This window comes from Chelatococcus sp. CO-6 (genome assembly GCF_001271345.1).
GTDB classification, from domain to species: Bacteria; Pseudomonadota; Alphaproteobacteria; order Rhizobiales; family Beijerinckiaceae; genus Chelatococcus_A; species Chelatococcus_A caeni.
In genome coordinates, this window is sequence record NZ_CP012398.1 from 471,334 (window position 1) to 489,522 (window position 18,189).

General features: G+C 69.1%; 17 protein-coding genes. 12 read left to right on the forward strand and 5 right to left on the reverse strand.

All coding sequences use genetic code 11. The annotated features are described in order from the left end of the window. The first annotated feature begins 29 nt into the window (after nt 1–29). A complete protein-coding gene (locus tag AL346_RS02340) occupies nt 30–305 on the forward strand; it encodes a hypothetical protein (RefSeq protein WP_019400380.1) in 276 nt (91 codons plus the stop codon). Between the two features lie 161 nt (nt 306–466). Further along, nucleotides 467–736: a hypothetical protein gene (locus AL346_RS02345; RefSeq protein WP_019400379.1), complete on the forward strand. Its 270-nt coding sequence runs from the start codon at nt 467–469 to the stop codon at nt 734–736. A gap of 3 nt (nt 737–739) precedes the next feature. Here the strand turns inward: AL346_RS02345 and AL346_RS02350 are convergent, their stop codons facing one another. Beyond that, nucleotides 740–1,975, reverse strand: coding sequence for a lytic murein transglycosylase (locus tag AL346_RS02350; RefSeq protein WP_019400378.1), 1,236 nt, complete (start codon nt 1,973–1,975; stop codon nt 740–742). 83 nt (nt 1,976–2,058) lie between these two features. Further along, nucleotides 2,059–3,042 carry a TIM44-like domain-containing protein gene (locus AL346_RS02355; RefSeq protein ID WP_026014805.1) on the reverse strand — a complete coding sequence of 328 codons (984 nt, stop codon included), beginning with the start codon at nt 3,040–3,042 and terminating at the stop codon, nt 2,059–2,061. Nucleotides 3,043–3,420: 378 nt separating this feature from the next. On the opposite strand from AL346_RS02355, the gene AL346_RS24920 reads away from it, so the two are divergent. Both AL346_RS24920 and AL346_RS02360 read left to right on the forward strand, forming a co-directional pair. After that, complete coding sequence (locus AL346_RS24920; RefSeq protein WP_019400376.1) at nt 3,421–3,579, forward strand: hypothetical protein; 159 nt, start codon at nt 3,421–3,423, stop codon at nt 3,577–3,579. 905 nt (nt 3,580–4,484) lie between these two features. Beyond that, nucleotides 4,485–5,516, forward strand: coding sequence for an extensin family protein (locus tag AL346_RS02360; protein WP_019400374.1), 1,032 nt, complete (start codon nt 4,485–4,487; stop codon nt 5,514–5,516). Here the strand turns inward: AL346_RS02360 and dapB are convergent, their stop codons facing one another. Together dapB and AL346_RS02370 are read right to left on the reverse strand one after the other, a co-directional pair. Then, nucleotides 5,517–6,320: a 4-hydroxy-tetrahydrodipicolinate reductase gene (gene dapB, locus AL346_RS02365; protein WP_026014804.1), complete on the reverse strand. Its 804-nt coding sequence runs from the start codon at nt 6,318–6,320 to the stop codon at nt 5,517–5,519. It abuts the gene before it with no gap. Nucleotides 6,321–6,417: 97 nt separating this feature from the next. Then, on the reverse strand, nt 6,418–10,014 hold the full coding sequence (locus AL346_RS02370) for a hydantoinase B/oxoprolinase family protein (protein WP_053193215.1): 3,597 nt from the start codon (nt 10,012–10,014) through the stop codon (nt 6,418–6,420). A 224-nt stretch (nt 10,015–10,238) separates the two neighbouring features. On the opposite strand from AL346_RS02370, the gene AL346_RS02375 reads away from it, so the two are divergent. From AL346_RS02375 to AL346_RS02410, 8 genes are all read left to right on the forward strand, one after another. After that, entirely contained in the window at nt 10,239–11,213 is a 975-nt protein-coding gene (locus AL346_RS02375; protein WP_019400371.1) for a TRAP transporter substrate-binding protein, read from the forward strand. A gap of 316 nt (nt 11,214–11,529) precedes the next feature. Then, on the forward strand, nt 11,530–12,087 hold the full coding sequence (locus tag AL346_RS02380; protein ID WP_019400370.1) for a TRAP transporter small permease: 558 nt from the start codon (nt 11,530–11,532) through the stop codon (nt 12,085–12,087). 3 nt (nt 12,088–12,090) lie between these two features. Further along, nucleotides 12,091–13,398 (forward strand): TRAP transporter large permease, encoded by a 1,308-nt coding sequence (locus AL346_RS02385; protein WP_019400369.1) that lies wholly within the window; start codon nt 12,091–12,093, stop codon nt 13,396–13,398. Between the two features lie 18 nt (nt 13,399–13,416). Next, nucleotides 13,417–13,971, forward strand: a complete 555-nt coding sequence (locus AL346_RS02390; protein ID WP_019400368.1) for a winged helix DNA-binding protein — start codon at nt 13,417–13,419, stop codon at nt 13,969–13,971. Between the two features lie 123 nt (nt 13,972–14,094). Next, nucleotides 14,095–14,538, forward strand: coding sequence for a hypothetical protein (locus AL346_RS02395; protein WP_156332660.1), 444 nt, complete (start codon nt 14,095–14,097; stop codon nt 14,536–14,538). Nucleotides 14,539–14,548: 10 nt separating this feature from the next. Beyond that, the gene (locus tag AL346_RS02400) at nt 14,549–15,247 is read left to right on the forward strand and encodes a ribonuclease T2 (protein WP_019400366.1); all 699 of its coding nucleotides are present in this window, start codon (nt 14,549–14,551) and stop codon (nt 15,245–15,247) included. A gap of 13 nt (nt 15,248–15,260) precedes the next feature. Next, nucleotides 15,261–16,106 (forward strand): 23S rRNA (adenine(2030)-N(6))-methyltransferase RlmJ, encoded by an 846-nt coding sequence (locus AL346_RS02405; protein WP_019400365.1) that lies wholly within the window; start codon nt 15,261–15,263, stop codon nt 16,104–16,106. Between the two features lie 146 nt (nt 16,107–16,252). Then, nucleotides 16,253–16,855 carry a glutathione S-transferase gene (locus AL346_RS02410; RefSeq protein ID WP_019400364.1) on the forward strand — a complete coding sequence of 201 codons (603 nt, stop codon included), beginning with the start codon at nt 16,253–16,255 and terminating at the stop codon, nt 16,853–16,855. A gap of 134 nt (nt 16,856–16,989) precedes the next feature. Here the strand turns inward: AL346_RS02410 and AL346_RS02415 are convergent, their stop codons facing one another. Then, the gene (locus AL346_RS02415) at nt 16,990–17,667 is read right to left on the reverse strand and encodes an outer membrane protein (protein ID WP_026014801.1); all 678 of its coding nucleotides are present in this window, start codon (nt 17,665–17,667) and stop codon (nt 16,990–16,992) included. Between the last annotated feature and the right edge of the window lie 522 nt (nt 17,668–18,189).

Sequence of the window (18,189 nt, forward strand, 5' to 3'; positions counted from 1 at the left end):
GACGGAACAGCGCCCCCAGGGAGATCCCGATGCCGCTGCGAAACCTGCTCGCCGCTTCCGCGCTCGTCCTGATCACGGCCGTTCCCGCCTTCGCCCAGCAGAGCCCCGTTCCTTCCCGTAGCCTCACCTGCGCCGAGCTGCAGGCGCTGGTGCAGCGTCAGGGCCGCGTCGTGATCTCGACCGCGCCCTACATGTTCGGCACCTACGCCAATAATTGCGCGCCCCGCGACATCCCGAGCCCCGCCTACGTGCCGGCGCGCGACAATCCCCAATGCCTGATCGGCTACAGCTGCCTCAGCAAATAGCGTCGCGGGCTCCCCCGCATCCACCTGCAGCTTCAGAAGCATTCGACCGGCGCAGCCCGCCATGCGGGGCGGGCATGGCTTGCGCTCGTGACGTCACGACCGCGACACCCCATGTGAGGCGGGGCACCGAGGCACCTGAGAAACGCCAAGGAGACGGCGCAATGAACTTGCGTAACGTATTGATTGCTTCGGTCCTTCTCGCGGGCGCCGCGACGCCCGCCCTTGCCCAGCAGACCCCGGTCCCCGCCCAAGCGCACAGCTGCGCCGAGCTGCAGGAGATGGTGCAGCGGCAGGGACGCGTCATGATCTCGCGCGGCCCCCACCTGTTCAGCACCTACGTCAACAACTGCTCCGCGCGCGACTTCCCCGTGCCGGAATACCTGGCGACCCGAGACACCGCCCAGTGCTTCGTCGGCTACAGCTGCCGCTGACCGTCAGCCGCCGCCGAGGCGGGCGATGAGTTCGGCGGTGGGGAAGGAATCGGCCGGTAGTCCGAACTCCATCTGGGCCTTCTTCACCGCCGCGCGCGTCGCCGCACCGAGCTTGCCGTCGATCGGCCCCGGATCGTAGCCGCGCTGCGCCAGCAGGCGCTGCAGCCGCGCGATCTCCTTGGCACCGAGCATGGCCACCTCGCCGTTGCCGCGCGCCACCGCCGGCGCGCCGGCGAGCCGCGCCGCGAAATAGGCCGCCGTCGTCGCGTAGACGAAGGACTGGTTCCAGCGCAGGAAGACGCGGAAATTGTCATAGGCGAGAAAGGCCGGGCCGTTGCGGCCCATGGGCAGCAGCAGCGAGGCGTTGCCCGGCGGCAGGGCGCCCGCCCGCGGCGTCACGCCCCAGCTCGCCCATTGCGAGGCCGAATGGCGGATCTCGAGATCCGCCTCATGCCAGGGTAGGCTCGCCGGCACCCGCACCTCGACGAGCCACGGTTCGCCGCGCCGCCAGCCGAGGCTGCTCATGAAATTGGCGGCCGAGGCGAGCGCGTCCGGGGTCGAGCGCAGCAGGTCCACGCGCCCGTCGCCATCCGCATCGACGCCGTACTTGTAGTAGAAGGACGGCATGAACTGCATCTGGCCGAGCTCGCCGGCCCAGGCGCCGCGCATCTCCGACGGCCGGAGATCGCCCCGCGCCACGATGCGCAGCGCATCCATCAGTTCGCCGCGGAAGAGTTCGGGCCGCCGACAGTCATAGGCGAGCGTCGCCAGCGCCTTCAGCGTCGGATCCTTGCCCGTGTTGGCGCCGAAGTCGGTTTCCAGCCCCCAGAAGGCGACGATCGGCTCCGCCGGCACGCCGTACTGGCGCTCGATGGCGGAGAACAGGCCGGCCTGCTGGCGGATGCGGTTGGCGCCCGTCTTCAGGCGGTAATCGGCCACCATGCGCCCGGCGAACTGCAGGAAGCTCTGCTGGAAGACGCCCTGTCCCCGATCGCGCGAGATGATCGCCCGGTCGTAGGAGACGTCGTCGAGGCCGGCCGCCACCACCTCGGCCGGAATGCCCTGGGCCACCGCCTGCTGGCGGAATGCGGCGAGCCAGGCGGAAAAGCCGCTGCCGTCCCGCCCGCAGCTCTGCGCCTGCGCTGGCGCGGCACCGGCCAGCGCGAGGCCAAACACCGAAACGGCGGCGATGGCCGCCGCCTGCACCTGTCGCGAGACACCCCGGAATGCCTGTGGCATCGCTCCCCTCCTTCTCGGCGGAAGCGATGCTACGGCCTCACGCGGCTGGCGCCAAGGCGCCGCTCAGCCCACGGCGGGGCGGATCATGCCTGCTGAATGGCAGACAGCAGCCACGGACCGCCGCGGCTGCGCCGGAAGGTCCACAGCTCCGTCGCCTCCACGGGCTCGCTCGTGCTGCCCTCGACGACGGCGCCGCTCGTGCGGTCCGCCTTGTAGTCGATCAGCGAGAAGCGCATGGCGACGGTCGCGTAGTCCTCCGCCCCCTCGCGCCAGGCTTCCGCGAGGTCCCCCTGCAGGAGCTTGGGATCGGCGAGGCGGTTGACGACGCCCTCCTTGGCATTGTCCGCCAGGTCCTCGGCGAGGAAGGAGACCATTTCCGGCGTGGTCAGGCGCCGGAGCGCCGCCAGGTCCTCGTCCGAAAAGGCCTTCTGGACATCCTGCAGGGCCTGCTCGAAGGCGTCGAAGTCCTCCGCACCGAGGGCGAGCGAGCCGTCCCCCGCACCGGCGGCCATGCTGCCGCCGGTCATGCCGCCCGCCGGCCCACCGCCAAGGCCGGCGAGGCCGGGCAGCGACGAGCGTGCGGCACCGTTCGCGGGACCGGCGCCTGCGCCTGCGAAGGCCGGCTGCTGGCGGCGGCGGAAGAATGACAGGGCAAGCCAGACGAGGCCGCCGATGAGCGCGATCTGCAGCAGCATGCCGAGGATCGAGCCGAGACCGCCGAGGCCGCCGAAGAAGCCCGCACCGAAGAGCGCGCCGAGAAGACCCGCGCCCACGAGGCCGGCGAAGAACCCCGTGCCGAAACGCCGCTGTGGCGCGGCCTGGGCGGCGCCGGGGCGCTGCGCGGCGACGCCGGGCGTCGTCTGGCCGGGCTGGGTCATCGACCGCTCGATGGGCTGGGTCGGGCGCGGCGCCGTGTTGGTCGGCGGCGGGGCGCTGAAGGTGCGTACGCCACGGCTGCCGAAGCTGCCTCCCCGCCCCGCCCTGGCCTCGACCAGCTCGGCCGTCGCAAAGACGGCCGCCACTGCAATGGCGGCAACGCGGGCAAAACGCGCGAAAGAAGAAAGCATCGTCAGCATGGCCTCCCGTTCATGATGGTGCCTGCAATATAGGCATGGCCCGCCGGGGCCAACAGGTCCGGCGGTATTATTTCGGCGCGCGGGAGCAGTGGACATCTTGACCCGGGGGCGGGTCGGCGCGACGCTCGACGCCGGGCTGCAAGGCGAGAGAACGCCATGGCTCTGTGCTCCGTCGGCAAGCCGGGACAGGCATCCGGCATGGGAGGCCCATCAAGGGCGGGCCTGTGCCGCCTCGCTCGCCTCTTTGCCTGCAGCCTGATCCTCGGCTGTACCGCGCTTCCGGTGCCCATCGCCGGGGCGCAGGTCATGTCGAGACCGCCCGCGCACGGTGCCGCCGGCCATTCGGCCGCCCCTGGAGCGGCGGCCCCCATGACCATCCCCTGCACCTGCCGGGCCAAGGGGCGCGACTACGAGCTCGGCGAGGTCGTCTGCCTGCCCACCAGCGCCGGCCCGCGCCTTGCCACCTGCGGCATGGAGCTGAACAACACCTCCTGGCACGTGACGAGCGAGCCCTGTCCCGACAGCTGAAACGGCCGAACAGCCGAAATGGCAGGACCGCGTCTCCCTGGCGGCGATCGGGTCATGAACCGGAAAGGGTCGCCGTCGGGAGACGGCGACCGGATCTTCCAATTGAAAGGGTCGCCGTCGGGAAACGGCGACCGGATCTCCCAGTTGAAAGGGTCGCCGTCGGGAGACGGCGACCGGATCTCCCAGTTGAAAGGGTCGCCGTCGGGAGACGGCGACCCTTGGGCTTGGTTGGGGCTTGATTGCACGCACCGCCCGAAAGGGAACGGTCACGAGGCTTTTCGAAGAAGGAAGATCCCTCGCACCTGGATCTCCGTTCTCGATGGCTTGTTTTGAACGCTATGCAACGGGAACACTATCGACAAAGGCGGCGAAGCCGCCGGTCAGAAAGCCCCGATGATGATGGCGCCGACAAACAGGAAGGCGGCACTCATCGCCACGATGTTCAAACGTGACAGCAGCGTCAGGCCCATAGGTGACCTCCATGGGTTTGACCTAGGGGACGGAATCTAGCAGCAACGGGCGGCCTTGCGAAGCGCCAAATGTTGTGCAACGCGGCATGGCCTCCGTACAACATCCTTTATCGTTCGTTAAATGGTTCATTCCCTTTCGCTTTTCGCCAGCTACAGGCTGGGGATTACGATACCCGGCGGAGGCACTCCATCAGCTCGATTCCAGTACTTCTGAAAAGCACTTCGAGCAGAGGCAGCAATATTGCTTCGCAAACCCGTCATACGAGACGTTGCCCATTTCCGCCAAGGTTCTGTCAACGTTGAAGAAACGTTAGGACAATCCCTGCATCCTCCGCCGCATAAGGGGGCGCGCGGAGAGTTGCGTTAATGGCGCGCAGATTTGCGACATTCGCCGCGGCGATACTGGCCTGTGCCGGCGTCGCCGGTTGCGGGCTGATGACATTCGAGAAACGCGAAGCCTGGCGCAGCGAGGCGGAATCGGCCTGCCTCGCGCAGAAGCTCGTGCAGCCGTCGGCCTATGTCGAGCCGATGAAGTCGATCTCCGGACCCGGCTCCTGCGGCATGGATTATCCCTTCCGCGTGAAGGCTTTCGCCGGCGGCGAGATCGGCCTGACGTCCAAGGCGGTGCTCGCCTGCCCCGCGATCTCCACCTTCGACACCTGGCTGATCGAGGTCGTCCAGCCCGCCGCCTCGCTCTATTTCGGCGCGCCGGTGACGGAGCTGCGGGCCGGGTCCTATTCGTGCCGCTCGATGAACAATCAGGCGGGCGCGCGCAAGTCGGAGCACTCCTACGGCAACGCCGTCGACGTCATGGCCTTCCACCTGTCGGACGGACGCAAGATCACGGTCGCCAAAGGGTGGAAGGGCGATCCGGTGGAGCAGGAATTCCTGCGCGAGGTCTTCGTCGGCTCCTGCCGCTATTTCTCGACGGTGCTCGGCCCGGGCTCGGACGCATTCCACTACGACCATTTCCATCTCGATCTCGCCCGGCATGCCAAGGGCCGGACGATCTGCAAGCCGGTCATCAAGTTCACGCCGCGCCTCGTGCCCGGGCAGTATGACGCGAGGCCCCGGCAGGCCGCTCCCTATGGCGGCGAGCCGGCCTACACGCCCCGGCCGGCCGGCCCGGTCTACAAGGGCTACGACCGCCCCGGTGGCAGCCCCATGACCATCCACGACCAGCCGCTCGGCGAGGGAGAGGACGAGGGCGGCGCCGTCATCGACGAGGAATATCTCGGCATGTCGTCCACCCGGACGCCGCCGGGATGGCAGGTCGGGCCGGCGCCGGCCAACGCGCCGCCGATGGCGACGAGCCACGCCGCGCCGGTCTACGGACACCAGGACCGGCCGGCCACCTATCAGGCTCCGCCCGCCTATCGGGCACAGGACTATGCCCCGCCTCCGCGCCCGCGGACCGACGGCACGCTCGGCGTGCTGCGGCCGCCGGGCCTCGTCGGCGGCTCCTGATCAGTCCATGATGCTGTCGAGGCCGCGCCTGAGCCCCGGCTTCTCCGCCACCTTCCGCACGGCGAGCAGCGTGCCGCCGACGTAAGGGGCGGCCGAGGACCCGGCGTCGTGCCGCAGCGCCAGGCGCTCGTCATCGAGGCCGAACAGCACCTCGCAGGACAGGCGGTAGCCCGGCATGCGCACCGAATGCACCTGCACCGGCGTCGACAGGCCGACGGCGCCGCCGCGCGTCTCGCGGATGCCGCTGAGATCGTCGACCGGACGCGAGGTCGGATGCAGGCGCTCGAAGGAGAGCGTCTCGGCGAGTTCCCGCGCCGTGCCCGACGGCACATCCGGCTTCTGCGCCGCCGCATAGTCGATGATCTCGACGTCGGGGACATATTTGGCCGCCTCGAGCGCGAAGCGCTTCATGAGCGTGGCCGTGATCGAGAAGTTGCCGGCGGCGATCACGCCGATGCCCCGTTCCTCCGCGGCATCGTCGATCTCGGCATAATCCTCCGCCCCGAGGCCCGACGTGCCGACGACCACGTGGCAGCCGGCGGCGATCGCCTTGAGCGCATGCGCCTTCACGGCGCCCGGCTTGGTATAGTCCACGAGCACGTCGGCCTGCGCCGCGAGCGCGGCGTCGACATCCGGCAGGATCTCGACGCCGATCGGCCCGATGCCGGCCACCTCGCCCGCATCGCGCCCGGCCGCCGAACGCGCGACCGCCGCGACCAGCGCGAGATCCGGCGCCTCGTGCACGGCGGCGACGAGCGCCTTGCCGACCCAGCCGGTCGCCCCGGCGATGATGACCCTGATCATGTGCTCCGGCTCCTCCTTCTGGGGCAGGCGCCCACTGCGCCTGCCCGGCTCTTCCTCCTGGCCGATTCGCATCGGCCAGGCATCACCGCACGGCCGATCAGGCCTTGCCGTAGCCGCCGCCGGTCGGCGTGATGATGGTGATCGCCTCGCCGGCCTCGATCAACGTCTGGTCGCAGCCGCCGAGTTCCTCGATGCGCCCGTCCTTGCGGCGCACGAGGTTGCGGCCCGCCTGGCCCGGCTCGCCGCCCGCGAGCCCGAAGGGCCGCACGCGGCGGTGGCCGGAGAGGATGGCGCAATCCATCGCCTCGCGGAAGCGGATGGTGCGGCTCGTGCCGTTGCCGGCCCGCCAGCGCCCCTTTCCGCCCGAGTTCGGCCGGATGTGGAAGTCCTCCAGCACGACGGGGAAGCGCGTCTCGAGGATTTCCGGATCCGTCAGGCGCGAGTTGGTCATGTGCGTGTGCACGCCGTCGGCTCCGCTGAAGCCCTCGCCGGCCGGCGCGCCCGAGCAGATGGTCTCGTAGTACTGGTACTGGTCGTTGCCGAAGGTGAGGTTGTTCATGGTGCCCTGGGCGGCGGCGAGCGCCCCGAGCGCACCGAACAGGCAGTTCGTCACGGCCTGGCTCACCTCGACATTGCCCGCGACCACCGCCGCAGGGTAGCGCGGCGACAGCATGGAGCCCTCCGGCACGACGACGTTGATGGGCCTGAGGCAGCCGGCATTCATCGGGATCTCGTCATCCACCATGACGCGGAAGACATAGAGCACGGCGGCGCGCGTCACCGGCGCGGGCGCGTTGAAGTTGTCGTCGCGCTGCGGCGAGGTGCCGGTGAAGTCGACGGTCGCCTCGCGCTTCTCCTTGTCGACCGTGATCTTCACGCGGATGAAGCAGCCCTGGTCCATCTCGTATTCGAAAGATGAATCGTGCAGCCGGTCGAGCACGCGGCGCACGCTCTCGGCGGCATTGTCCTGTACGTGGCCCATGTAGGCCTCGACCACGTCGAGCCCGAAGTGGCCGATCATCTTCCTGAGCTCGGCCACGCCCTTCTCGTTGGCGGCGATCTGCGCCTTGAGGTCGTTGACGTTCTGCACGACGTTGCGGGCCGAATATCTGGCGCCGAGGAAGAGGTCGATCAGCTCCTTCTCGCGGAAGCGGCCCTCGTCGACGAGCTTGAAGTTGTCGATATAGACCCCCTCCTCCTCGATGGTGCGGGCGCGCGGCGACATGGAGCCCGGCGCCGTGCCGCCGACGTCGGCATGATGCCCGCGGCTCGCCACCCAGAAGAGGATGTTCTCGCCCTTCTCGTCGAAGACGGGCGTACACACCGTGATGTCCGGCAGGTGCGTGCCGCCGTTGTAGGGCGCATTGAGCACATAGACGTCGCCGGGGCGGATGACCGGGTTCTGGCGGATGACCGTCTCCACCGAGCGGTCCATCGAGCCGAGGTGCACCGGCATGTGCGGCGCATTGGCCACGAGCCGCCCCTCGCGGTCGAAGACGGCGCAGGAGAAGTCGAGCCGCTCCTTGATGTTCACCGAATAGGCGGTGTTCTGCAGCGTCACGCCCATCTGCTCGGCGATGGACATGAAGAGGTTGTTGAAGATCTCCAGCATCACCGGGTCGGCCTCGGTGCCGATGGCGGTGCGCTTGGGCAGCGCCTTCACCCGCTCGAGCACGAGGTGGTCCTTGCCGGTCAGCTGCGCCTCCCAGCCGTCCTCGACGACCACCGTTTGGTTCGGCTCGATGACGACGGCCGGCCCCGGCACGCGGGCGCCCGCCTTCATCTCCTGTCGCAGAAAGACGCCGGCCTCGTGCCATCGGCCCTGGCTGAAGAAGCGCGTCGTGCGGTGCGGCTCGGCCGGGGCGGCCTGCTCGTCGCCCGCCGCCTCCTCCGCGAAGCGGGCGCCGCCGCCGACGGTCTCCACCTCGACCGCCTCGACGACGAGCCCCTTGGTGTCGTCGATGAAGCCGAAGCGGCGGCGATGCGCGTCCTCGAAGGCCGCCTGCATGGCGGCAACGTCCCCCGCCGGCACGGCGAGCGCCGTGTCGGTGCCGGCATAGCGCACATGGGCGCGCACGAAGGTCTCGATGTCGGAGCGCGCGATGCCCTGGCCCTCGAGTTCGGCGAGGCATTCGGCGGCGAGCCCATCGCCCAGCGCCGCGACGGCGGCCGGAGCCGCGGCATCGAGCGGCACGTCGAGCGCCTTCTGGCGCGTGGCGCGCACGTCGGCGAGGCCCATGCCATAGGCCGAGAGCAGGCCCGAGAAGGGATGCATCAGCACCTTCGTCATGCCGAGCGCATCGGCCACGAGGCAGGCGTGCTGGCCGCCAGCCCCGCCGAAGGAGTTCAGCGCATAGGCCGTGATGTCGTAGCCGCGCTGCACCGAGATCTTCTTGATGGCTTCGGCCATGTTGGCGACGGCGATCTGGATGAAGCCGTCGGCCACCTCCTCGGGGCTGCGCCCGTCACCGACCTCCGCCGCCATGGCGGCAAAAGCCGCGCGCACCGCCTCGGCGTCGAGCGCCTCGTCCTGCGCCGGGCCGAAGATCTTCGGGAAGAACTCCGGCATCAGCTTGCCGAGCATGACATTGGCGTCGGTCACCGCGAGCGGCCCGCCGCGGCGATAGCACTTGGGACCCGGATTGGCGCCGGCCGAATCGGGCCCGACGCGGAAGCGCGAGCCGTCGAAATGCAGGATCGAGCCGCCGCCCGCAGCGACCGTGTGGATGAGCATCATCGGCGCACGCATGCGCACGCCGGCCACCTCGGTCTCGAAGGCGCGTTCGTATTCGCCGTCGAAATGGGCGACGTCCGTCGAGGTGCCGCCCATATCGAAGCCGATGACGCGGTCGAAGCCTGCGGACTTGCCCGTCTCGGCCATGCCGACGACGCCGCCGGCCGGCCCCGAGAGGATGGCGTCCTTGCCCTGGAACAGCTCGGCGGCGGTGAGGCCGCCCGACGACATCATGAACATGAGGCGTGCGCCGGTGCGGGCGATGTCGAGTTCCTCCGACACCTGCGCCACGTAGCGCCGCAGGATCGGCGAGAGATAGGCGTCGACCACCGTGGTGTCGCCGCGTCCGACGAGCTTGACGAGCGGCGAGACCTCGTGGCTGACCGAGACCTGCGTGAAGCCCATGCGGCGGGCGAGCTCCGCCACCGCCTGCTCGTGGGCGGGATAGCGGTAGGCATGCATGAAGGCGATGGCGAGCGCATCGATGCCCTTGGCCCGGATGCCGGCGAGCTGCACCTCGACCTGCATCAGGTCGGGCGCCGCCTCGACGGTGCCGTCGGCCAGCACGCGCTCCTCGATCTCGACGACGCTCTCGTAGAGCTCCTCGGGCTTGAGGATGTTGCGGGCGAAGATCTTCGGCCGCGCCTGGTAGCCGATGCGCAGGGCATCGCGAAAGCCCTTCGTGGTGACGAGCGCGACCCGGTCGCCCTTGCGCTCGAGCAGCGCATTGGTGGCCACCGTCGTGCCCATGCGCACGTCGCCGATGAGGCCGGCGGGGATCGCCTCGCCCCTGGCGAGGCCGAGATGGTCGCGGATGCCCTGGACGGCGGCATCGCGGTAGGCTTCCGGGTTCTCGGAGAGGAGCTTGCGCGCATGCAGCCTGCCCTGCGGGTCACGCGCGATGACGTCCGTGAACGTGCCGCCGCGATCGATCCAGAAATCCCACCGACCTGCCATCATGCTCTCCCGATGTCCGAAATCACGCTGGGCTTCGTGCCGGCCTCGCGTCGGCCGTTGCCGAGGCGCTCCTGCCGGCGCCGTCGGGCCCTCCCGGGCCGCAGCGCATGGGATGAGAGAAGCAGGACGATGATAAAACGTCAACAATTTGTTGACATGAAATCCGGCCCCGCTAGCATGCGAATATCGGCGCGCGAAGGGGCGCGCGCCGCACGGGAGAGATTGTCATGAACGTTTTGACGCGCGCTGCCGCGGGCCTCGGCCTTGCGGCGCTTCTTGCCTCGCCGGCCGTGGCGCAGAACAAGTGGGACCTGCCGACGCCTTATCCGGACGGCAACTTCCACACCAAGAACATCGTCCAGTTCGCCGAGGACGTGAAGGCGGCGACCGGCGGCTCGCTGCAGATCACGGTCCACGCCAACCAGTCGCTGATCAAGCACCCCGACATCAAGAATGCCGTTCGCAGCGGCACGGTGCCGGCCGGTGAGCTGCTCGTCTCGCGCCTCGCCAACGAGAGCCCGATCTTCGAGGTCGATTCGGTTCCCTTCCTCGCCTCGAGCTACGACGCCTCGAAGAAGCTCTATGCGGCCCAGAAGCCCATCCTCGAGAAGAAGCTCGGCGAGCAGGGCCTGATGCTGCTGTTCTCGGTGGCCTGGCCGCCGCAGGGCATCTTCGCCAAGCAGGAGCTCGACACGCTCGCCGACCTCAAGGGCGTCAAGTTCCGCGCCTATTCGAAGTCGACGGAGCGCGTCGCCCAGCTCGCCGGCATGGTCCCGGTGCAGATCGAGGCCTCGGACATCGCCACCGCCTTCGCCACCGGCCGCGTCGGCGCGATGATCACCTCGCCTTCCACCGGCACCGATTCCAAGGTGTGGGACTTCCTCAGCCACTACTACGACACCCAGGCCTGGCTGCCGCGCAACATGGTCATCGTCAACAAGGCCGCCTTCGACAAGCTCAGCGACGCCGAGAAGCAGGCGGTGCTCGAGGCGGCCAAGAAGGCCGAGGAGCGCGGCTGGGAGATGAGCGCCGTCGAGACCAAGGAGAAGACGGACCTGCTCGCCAAGAACGGCATCAAGGTCACCGCCCCCTCCGAGGACATGAAGAAGGGCTTCGCCGAGATCGGCGCCACGATGACCGCCGAGTGGGAGAAGGCCGCAGGCGAGGACGGCAAGGCCATCCTCGACGCCTACCGCAATTGAGGACAGGGCTGTCCCGCATCGGAGCCGATCGCGGATAGATCGCTCCAAGGGCTCCGGGAGCCATTCCCCCTTCCCCCACGCAGTGGTGGGGAGGCTCGGGGTAGGGAGCGGTGCCGCAGGCTGACGGTGGCAGGGGTTGGGACGGTGCATCGCCCCCCACCCCTAGCCCCTCCCCACCGCAAGCGGGGGGAGGGGAACAGCACCACCGGCTTGCATCTCACCGCCGCATGACCCGGCGCCCTCGATGCAATGATCCGCACCGCCCCGGCGGCGGTGACGCCCGCCTTTCATCATCCTGCCGGCAGGAGGAGGCCTCATGCGCGCGGCCCTCGACCGTCTCTATTCATTGTCGCTCTGGCTCGCTGGCCTCTGCCTCGTCGCCATCGCCGTCCTCGTCGGCCTGCAGGTCGGTGCCCGCCTGCTCGACAGCGCCCTGCGCACGGTCGGGCTCGAGCAGACCGGATTCATCGTGCCCTCGCTCGCCGAGATCGGCGGGTTCCTTCTTGCGGCGGGCAGCTTCCTCGCGCTCGGCGCCAGCCTCAAGGCTGGCAGCCATATCCGCGTCACCATGCTGCTGTCCCTCGTCGGGGAAAGGCTGCGCAGGCCGATGGAGCTGTTCGCGCTCGGCCTCTCCGCCCTCGCGAGCGGCTACGGCACCTGGTACACGGCCAAGCTCGCCCTCGATTCGTGGGCCTTCAACGAGAAATCCTACGGCATCGTGCCCGTGCCGCTCGTCATCCCGCAGGCGAGCCTCGCTATCGGCCTCGCCATCCTGACCATCGCAATCCTCGACGAATTGCACGAGACCGCGGTGCGCGGACGCCCGTCCTTCCGCTCGTCGGAAGACGCCATCGCCGTCGGCAAGGAGGCCTGAGCGATGGACGCCGTCACGCTCGCGAGCCTGCTCATCGTCGTCCTCTTCCTCGTCCTCGGCACCGGCACCTGGATCGCGCTGGCCCTCGGCATCGTCGCCTATTCGGGCATGGTCATCGCCGTCTCGGCGCCGCCGGGCCAGGTGCTCGCCACCTCCGTCTGGGGCGCGGCGACGTCGTGGGACCTCACCGCCCTGCCGATGTTCATCTGGATGGGCGAGATCCTCTACCGCACGCGCCTATCGCAGGACATGTTCTCCGGCCTCGCGCCGTGGATGCGCGCCCTGCCGGGCCGGCTGCTCCACGTCAACGTCGTCGGCTGCACGATCTTCGCCGCCGTCTCCGGCTCCTCCGCCGCGACCTGCGCCACCATCGGCCGCATTTCGCTGCCGGAGCTGAAGAAGCGCGGCTATGACGAGCGCCTCGCCATCGGTACGCTCGCCGGCGGCGGCACGCTCGGGCTGCTCATCCCGCCGTCGCTGATCATGATCGTCTACGGCGCGGCGACGGAGCAGTCGATCGCGCGCCTGTTCATCGCCGGCGTCGTGCCCGGCATCATCGTCGCCGGCCTCTTCATGGCCTATGTGGGCGGCTGGGCGCTCCTCAACCCCGGTCGCATGCCCGAGCGCGAGCCGAAGATGCCGCTGCGCGAGCGCCTCGTCGCAGGCTGGCGGCTCATTCCGGTCATCCTCCTCATCCTCGGCGTCATCGGCTCCATCTACGGCGGCTTCGCCTCGGCGACGGAGGCCGCGGTCGTCGGCGTCGCGCTGTCGCTCGTCATGTCGCGCGCCATGGGCACGCTCGACTGGGCGAGCTTCCGCGACGGGCTCCTCGGCGCCACGCGCACCTCGTGTATGATCGCCTTCATCCTCGCCGGCGCGGCCTTCCTGACGACGGCGATGGGCTTCACGGGCATCCCGCGGGCGCTCGCCGAATGGATCGGCGCCATGAACCTCAGCCCGTGGCAGCTGCTGCTGGCGCTGACGCTGTTCTACATGGTGCTCGGCTGCTTCCTCGACGGCATCTCGATGGTGGTGCTGACGACGGCGGTGATCATGCCGCTCGTCCAGGCCGCGGGCTTCGACCTCATCTGGTTCGGCATCTACATCGTCATCGTCGTCGAGATGGCGCAGATCACGCCGCCCGTCGGCTTCAATCTCTATGTGCTGCAGGGCATGACCGGGCGGAGCATCTTCCGCATCGGCCTCTATGCCCTGCCCTTCTTCCTCATCCTCGCCGTCGTGGTGGCCCTGCTCGCGATCTTTCCCGATCTCGCGCTGTGGCTGCCGCGCACCATGCTCGAGGCAGGCTGAGGGCTTGCGGAGGTCGCCATGACGAAGAACAGCACCGACAGCGCCCCGGCGGAGGCACGGGACCTGCCCGTGCTCGGCCCCATCGTCTCCTCGGCCCATCTCGCCTCCGGCGCTCTGCCCGCGCTCTCGGAGTTCGAGTTCGGCCTCATCCTCGTCAGCCATGCCTTCCATCGCTGGATGGTGCGCGGCATGGCCGCCGCGGGGGTGCCGGACCTGTCGCCGCTCGACGTGCTCGTGCTGCACTCCGTCAACCACCGCGGCAAGGGCAAGAAGCTCGCCGACATCTGCCTCGTCCTCAATGTCGAGGACACCCACCTCGTGACCTACGCCGTCAAGAAGCTCGAGCGCCTCAAGCTCGTGAAGAGCGGCCGCACGGGCAAGGAGAAGACGGTCGCCGTCACGCCCGAGGGCGAGGCCGCCTGCCTGCGCTATCGCGCCATCCGCGAGCAGCTGCTCGTGCGCGCGGTGCGCGGCCTCGGCCTCGACGAGGGCGCCCTGTCGCAGATCGCGAGCAACATGCGGGCCCTGTCCGGCCATTACGACCAGGCCGCCCGCTCGGCCGCTTCGCTCTGAGACGGCGCCGCGCCGCTTGACCTTCGCCGTCGCGCCGCGCATCGTCCGCCACACGACCTTCACTCATTGCGTGTGGGGAGAGCGATGCGCGCCTTGTTCGCCTTGTCAGTCGCAGCCGTTACCATGAGCTCCATGGCCCTTGCCGCCGACTACGACCGGACCGTCGCCTATCGCGCCGGCCCGGCCTATCTTTCCGACACGGTCCCGGCCGAGCGTCGGGAGGTGCCCTGGACGGGCCGCGTGCCAGCCTGCGACGATCCGGCCGTGCTCTCCGACATCCGGGAGCGCTTCGCCACCACCGAGGCGCGCTACTGGGCCTCCTCGCTCAGCATCACCAGTTTCGAGCACATCCGCTCCCTCGGCTATCGCCCGTGGGGCGCGAGCTACATTCCACGCCGCTTCTGCGCGGCCCGCTCCTGGACGTCCGACGGGCGCAAGCGCACGGTCTATTATTCGGTGCGCGAGGATCTCGGGCTTGCCGGCTGGGGCTGGAACGTCGAATGGTGCGTCAGCGGGCTCGACCGCTCCTATGCCTATGGCGGCCACTGCCGCGCCGCCCGCCCCTGAAAGAGCGCCGATGCCGAGATCGAACGGGCGGCCCCGCCTCACCGGCCGCAGAGCGGGGCTGGCCATCTGCGCGAGCCTGAGCGCCCTTCTGCTCGCGGGCGGTGCCGATGCCGCCGGGCCCGAGCGGGGTGGCCGCCCCGGCGCGTTCGACTTCTACGTGCTTGCCCTCTCCTGGTCGCCGGGCTTCTGCGCGCTGTCCGACAAGGCCGACGAGCGCGAGCAGTGCCGTGACGGGGCTGGCCTCGGCTTCGTCGTGCACGGCCTGTGGCCGCAGCATGAGCGGGGCTATCCGACCGACTGCGCCAACGTGCCACGCAATCCCTCGCGCGCCGCCATCGCCGAAGCCGCGGGGCTCTATCCGGACGAGGGCCTCGCGCGCTATCAGTGGCGCAGGCATGGCACCTGCTCCGGCAGGAGCCCGAGCGACTATTTCGCCGACGTGAAGCGCGCGCGCGACATGGTGACGATCCCGCCGCAGCTGCAGAGCCCGGCCGGGGACCAGGCCTTCACGCCCATCGACCTCGAACGCGCCTTCGTCGCCGTCAACAAGGGCCTCAGGACCGACATGATGTCGATCGTCTGCCGCCGCGGCGTGCTGCAGGAGGTGCGCATCTGCCTGACGAAGGACCTGCGCGGCTTCCGCACCTGTCCAGAGGTCGACCGCAGCGGCTGCCGCTTCGGCGATCTCAAGGTCGAGGCGCCGCGGTGAGGATCTTGCCGACATGAACTACCGCCACGCCTATCACGCCGGCAATTTCGCCGACGTGATGAAGCACGCGCTGCTCGCGCGCATCCTCGTCCATCTTCTGAAGAAGGACGCGCCGTTCCGCGTCATCGACACCCATGCCGGCATCGGGCTGTACGATCTTGCCGGCGAGGAGGCCGAGAAGACCGCGGAATGGCGCAACGGCATCGGCCGGCTCGAGGCGCCGCTGCCCGAGGAGGCCGAGGCGCTGATCGCTCCCTACCGGGCCGCCATCGCAGCCGTGCGTGCCCGACACGGGGAAAGCACTTATCCCGGCTCGCCGATGCTCGTCTCGGCCATGCTGCGCCGGCAGGACCGCGCCATCGCCATCGAGAAACACCCGAAGGACGCCGAAACGCTCACCCGCATCCTGACCTACGACCAGCGCATCAAGGCGATCGCGCTCGACGGCTGGACCGCGCTCAACGCCATGATCCCGCCGCCCGAGCGGCGCGGCCTCGTGCTCATCGACCCCCCCTTCGAGGAGCCGGGCGAGCTCGAGCGGCTGGCGGACGAGATCGCCCGCGCCTGGAAGAAGTGGCCGACCGGCCTCTTCGCCGGCTGGTACCCGATCAAGGACGTGCGCGCCATCGACGCCTTCGCCGCGCGCCTCGCCGCAAGCGGCACGCGCAAGGTGCTGCGCCTCGAACTGATGGTGACCGACGGGCGCGATGCGGCTCGCCTCAACGGCTCCGGCCTCGTCGTCGTCAACCCGCCGTGGACGCTCAAGGAGGAGGCCGAAATCCTGCTGCCGGCCCTCGCCGAGCGCCTGGCGCAGGGCGCCCGCGCCGGCTTCCGCGCCGAATGGATCGCCGGCGAGTGACGGCCCGCACCGCCGGCCTCATCCCGCAGCCATGCGCCGCGGGCGCTTGCCCGCACAAGGCCGGCCCGTCACAAAGCTTGCCACGGCTGCCGACACGTCAGCCGCTGCCGATTCGCCTTCAGACCGCCCGAGGAGAAGCTTAGCCCATGCTCGTCCTGCGCTCGTCCCCCGCCTCCCCTTTCGGCCGCAAGGTCAAGATCGCCGCCGCCGTTCTGGGCCTCTCCGACCGTATCGAGATCGTGCCGGCCGACACGACCGACCCGGGCGATTCGCTGCGCCGGCAGAACCCGCTCGGCAAGATCCCGGCCCTCGTCCTCGAGGATGGACGCGTCCTCTATGATTCGCGCGTCATCGCGGAATATCTCGACCACCTCGCCGGCGGCGGCCTCTATCCCGCGGGTGAGAAGCGCTTCGATGCGCTTGTCCGCCAGGCGCTCGCCGATGGCATCATGGATGCCGCCATCCTGCAGGTCTACGAGAGCCGCTTCCGCGGCCCGGACAAGCACGAGCCGAAGTGGGTGGAACACCAGGCCGGCAAGGTCGCGCGCGCCCTCGCCTCGGTTGCCGCCGCCCCGCCGAGCCTCGCCGCCGGCCTCGACATCGGCCATGTCGCGCTGGCCTGTGCCCTCGGCTATCTCGACCTGCGCTTCGGCGGCGCCTGGCGCAACGAGCATCCGGCACTCGTCGCCTGGCTCGACGACTTCGCGGAGCGCGTCCCCGCCTTCGAGAAGACGAAGGTTTCGGCGTAACGCACGCCACGGCCCGGCCTGGACGCTCCGGGGCCGGGCGTTTCACGCTGTGGGTGCGCTGCCGCCCCGGCCAATAAAAAACCCGGCGACCGAAGTCGCCGGGTCGTGAGGAACCGGTGTGAACCGGAAGCCGACTAGAACTTGTAGTTCAGGCCGGCGCGGACGACCGAGAACTGGGTCTCCGCCTTGTTGGCACCGTAGTAACGGTTGTCGCCGAGGTCGACGTAGAGGTATTCGGCCTTGGCAGTGATGTTGTTGGTGAAGGCGTACTCGAGACCGGCGCCGAGCGTCCAGCCGACGCTCGTCTCCGACTTCGAGAACGACAGGCCAGCCGTGGCGTCGATGCCCGAGAACTTCGTCTCGCCGTAGGCAAGACCACCCGTCACGTAGATGAGGGCGCGGTCGAAGGCAGCGCCGACGCGGGCACGGACGGTACCGAAGTACTCGACCTCGCCGCGGCCGGTGCCGATGTTGCCGTTGGCGAACGTCGTGGCGGAGGTGCTGCCCTTGAGGTCGGCGTACTGGATGTCCGTCTCGAGACCGACGACGAACTGGCCGATCTGGTAGTTGTAGCCGATCTGGCCACCACCGACGAAGCCGTCCGGATCATCGAAGCCCGGAGCCTTCGAGAACTCACCCCAGCCGTAGCCGGCGTTCACACCGACGTAGAAGCCGGTCCAGGTGAAGATCGGAACGACCGGAGCCGGAGCGACGGGGGCGACGTTGCGGCTCGGAAGGTCGGCAGCGAACGCCGCGGCGCCGGAAGCGATGAGGCCGGCAGCAGCAACACCCGCGAGAAGAATCTTTTTCATCATTTAACTCCTTAATGCTTCCCACGGACCGCGGCCCGCCCGGAAGTTGCATCCTTCTAACCGAACCTCTCCCGGCTGTCTGTTGCTGCGCCGCCACAGGCCCCTTCGGCGACTATGGCTGAAAAGTGACGGAAGCCGGGAGAAATGTGGGACCACCTTCAGGCAGGCGGCGCAAGGGCGGCTGGCATCCTCCGCGCGTGCGCATCAACCTATTGTGTTTATTTCATTTTCGTAGCCGGACGGCGGTGTTAACCAACCGTTCATCATGCCCTTCTCGGCCCCATTCCGGGCGTTATGGCGCAGCCTTCGCGGCATGCCTGCCCGGTTGCTGCATTGCAGCTATGCCTAACGAACACTTAAGAGGCCGCCGCGCGGCACTTGTCGCCGGAAATGCGGGCGCGTGAAGCGAGGGTGGAAGCGCGATCGCTCGCACCCGCATCGCCAGCCCCAACCCCGCTGCCGGAGGGCGCCCGCTTCGCAGGCTCGCGTTGCGCCGAAAAGCGACTCGCAGGGCGGCCTTGC

Excerpts from the sequence above, each read along its gene's own strand:
- AL346_RS02340 (WP_019400380.1), top strand. The coding sequence starts at position 30 with ATGCCGCTGCGAAACCTGCTCGCCGCTTCCGCGCTCGTCCTGATCACG.
- AL346_RS02345 (WP_019400379.1), top strand. The coding sequence starts at position 467 with ATGAACTTGCGTAACGTATTGATTGCTTCGGTCCTTCTCGCGGGCGCC.
- AL346_RS02350 (WP_019400378.1), bottom strand. The coding sequence starts at position 1,975 with ATGCCACAGGCATTCCGGGGTGTCTCGCGACAGGTGCAGGCGGCGGCC.
- AL346_RS02355 (WP_026014805.1), bottom strand. The coding sequence starts at position 3,042 with ATGCTTTCTTCTTTCGCGCGTTTTGCCCGCGTTGCCGCCATTGCAGTG.
- AL346_RS24920 (WP_019400376.1), top strand. The coding sequence starts at position 3,421 with ATGACCATCCCCTGCACCTGCCGGGCCAAGGGGCGCGACTACGAGCTC.
- AL346_RS02360 (WP_019400374.1), top strand. The coding sequence starts at position 4,485 with ATGACATTCGAGAAACGCGAAGCCTGGCGCAGCGAGGCGGAATCGGCC.
- dapB (WP_026014804.1), bottom strand. The coding sequence starts at position 6,320 with ATGATCAGGGTCATCATCGCCGGGGCGACCGGCTGGGTCGGCAAGGCG.
- AL346_RS02370 (WP_053193215.1), bottom strand. The coding sequence starts at position 10,014 with ATGATGGCAGGTCGGTGGGATTTCTGGATCGATCGCGGCGGCACGTTC.
- AL346_RS02375 (WP_019400371.1), top strand. The coding sequence starts at position 10,239 with ATGAACGTTTTGACGCGCGCTGCCGCGGGCCTCGGCCTTGCGGCGCTT.
- AL346_RS02380 (WP_019400370.1), top strand. The coding sequence starts at position 11,530 with ATGCGCGCGGCCCTCGACCGTCTCTATTCATTGTCGCTCTGGCTCGCT.
- AL346_RS02385 (WP_019400369.1), top strand. The coding sequence starts at position 12,091 with ATGGACGCCGTCACGCTCGCGAGCCTGCTCATCGTCGTCCTCTTCCTC.
- AL346_RS02390 (WP_019400368.1), top strand. The coding sequence starts at position 13,417 with ATGACGAAGAACAGCACCGACAGCGCCCCGGCGGAGGCACGGGACCTG.
- AL346_RS02395 (WP_156332660.1), top strand. The coding sequence starts at position 14,095 with ATGAGCTCCATGGCCCTTGCCGCCGACTACGACCGGACCGTCGCCTAT.
- AL346_RS02400 (WP_019400366.1), top strand. The coding sequence starts at position 14,549 with ATGCCGAGATCGAACGGGCGGCCCCGCCTCACCGGCCGCAGAGCGGGG.
- AL346_RS02405 (WP_019400365.1), top strand. The coding sequence starts at position 15,261 with ATGAACTACCGCCACGCCTATCACGCCGGCAATTTCGCCGACGTGATG.
- AL346_RS02410 (WP_019400364.1), top strand. The coding sequence starts at position 16,253 with ATGCTCGTCCTGCGCTCGTCCCCCGCCTCCCCTTTCGGCCGCAAGGTC.
- AL346_RS02415 (WP_026014801.1), bottom strand. The coding sequence starts at position 17,667 with ATGAAAAAGATTCTTCTCGCGGGTGTTGCTGCTGCCGGCCTCATCGCT.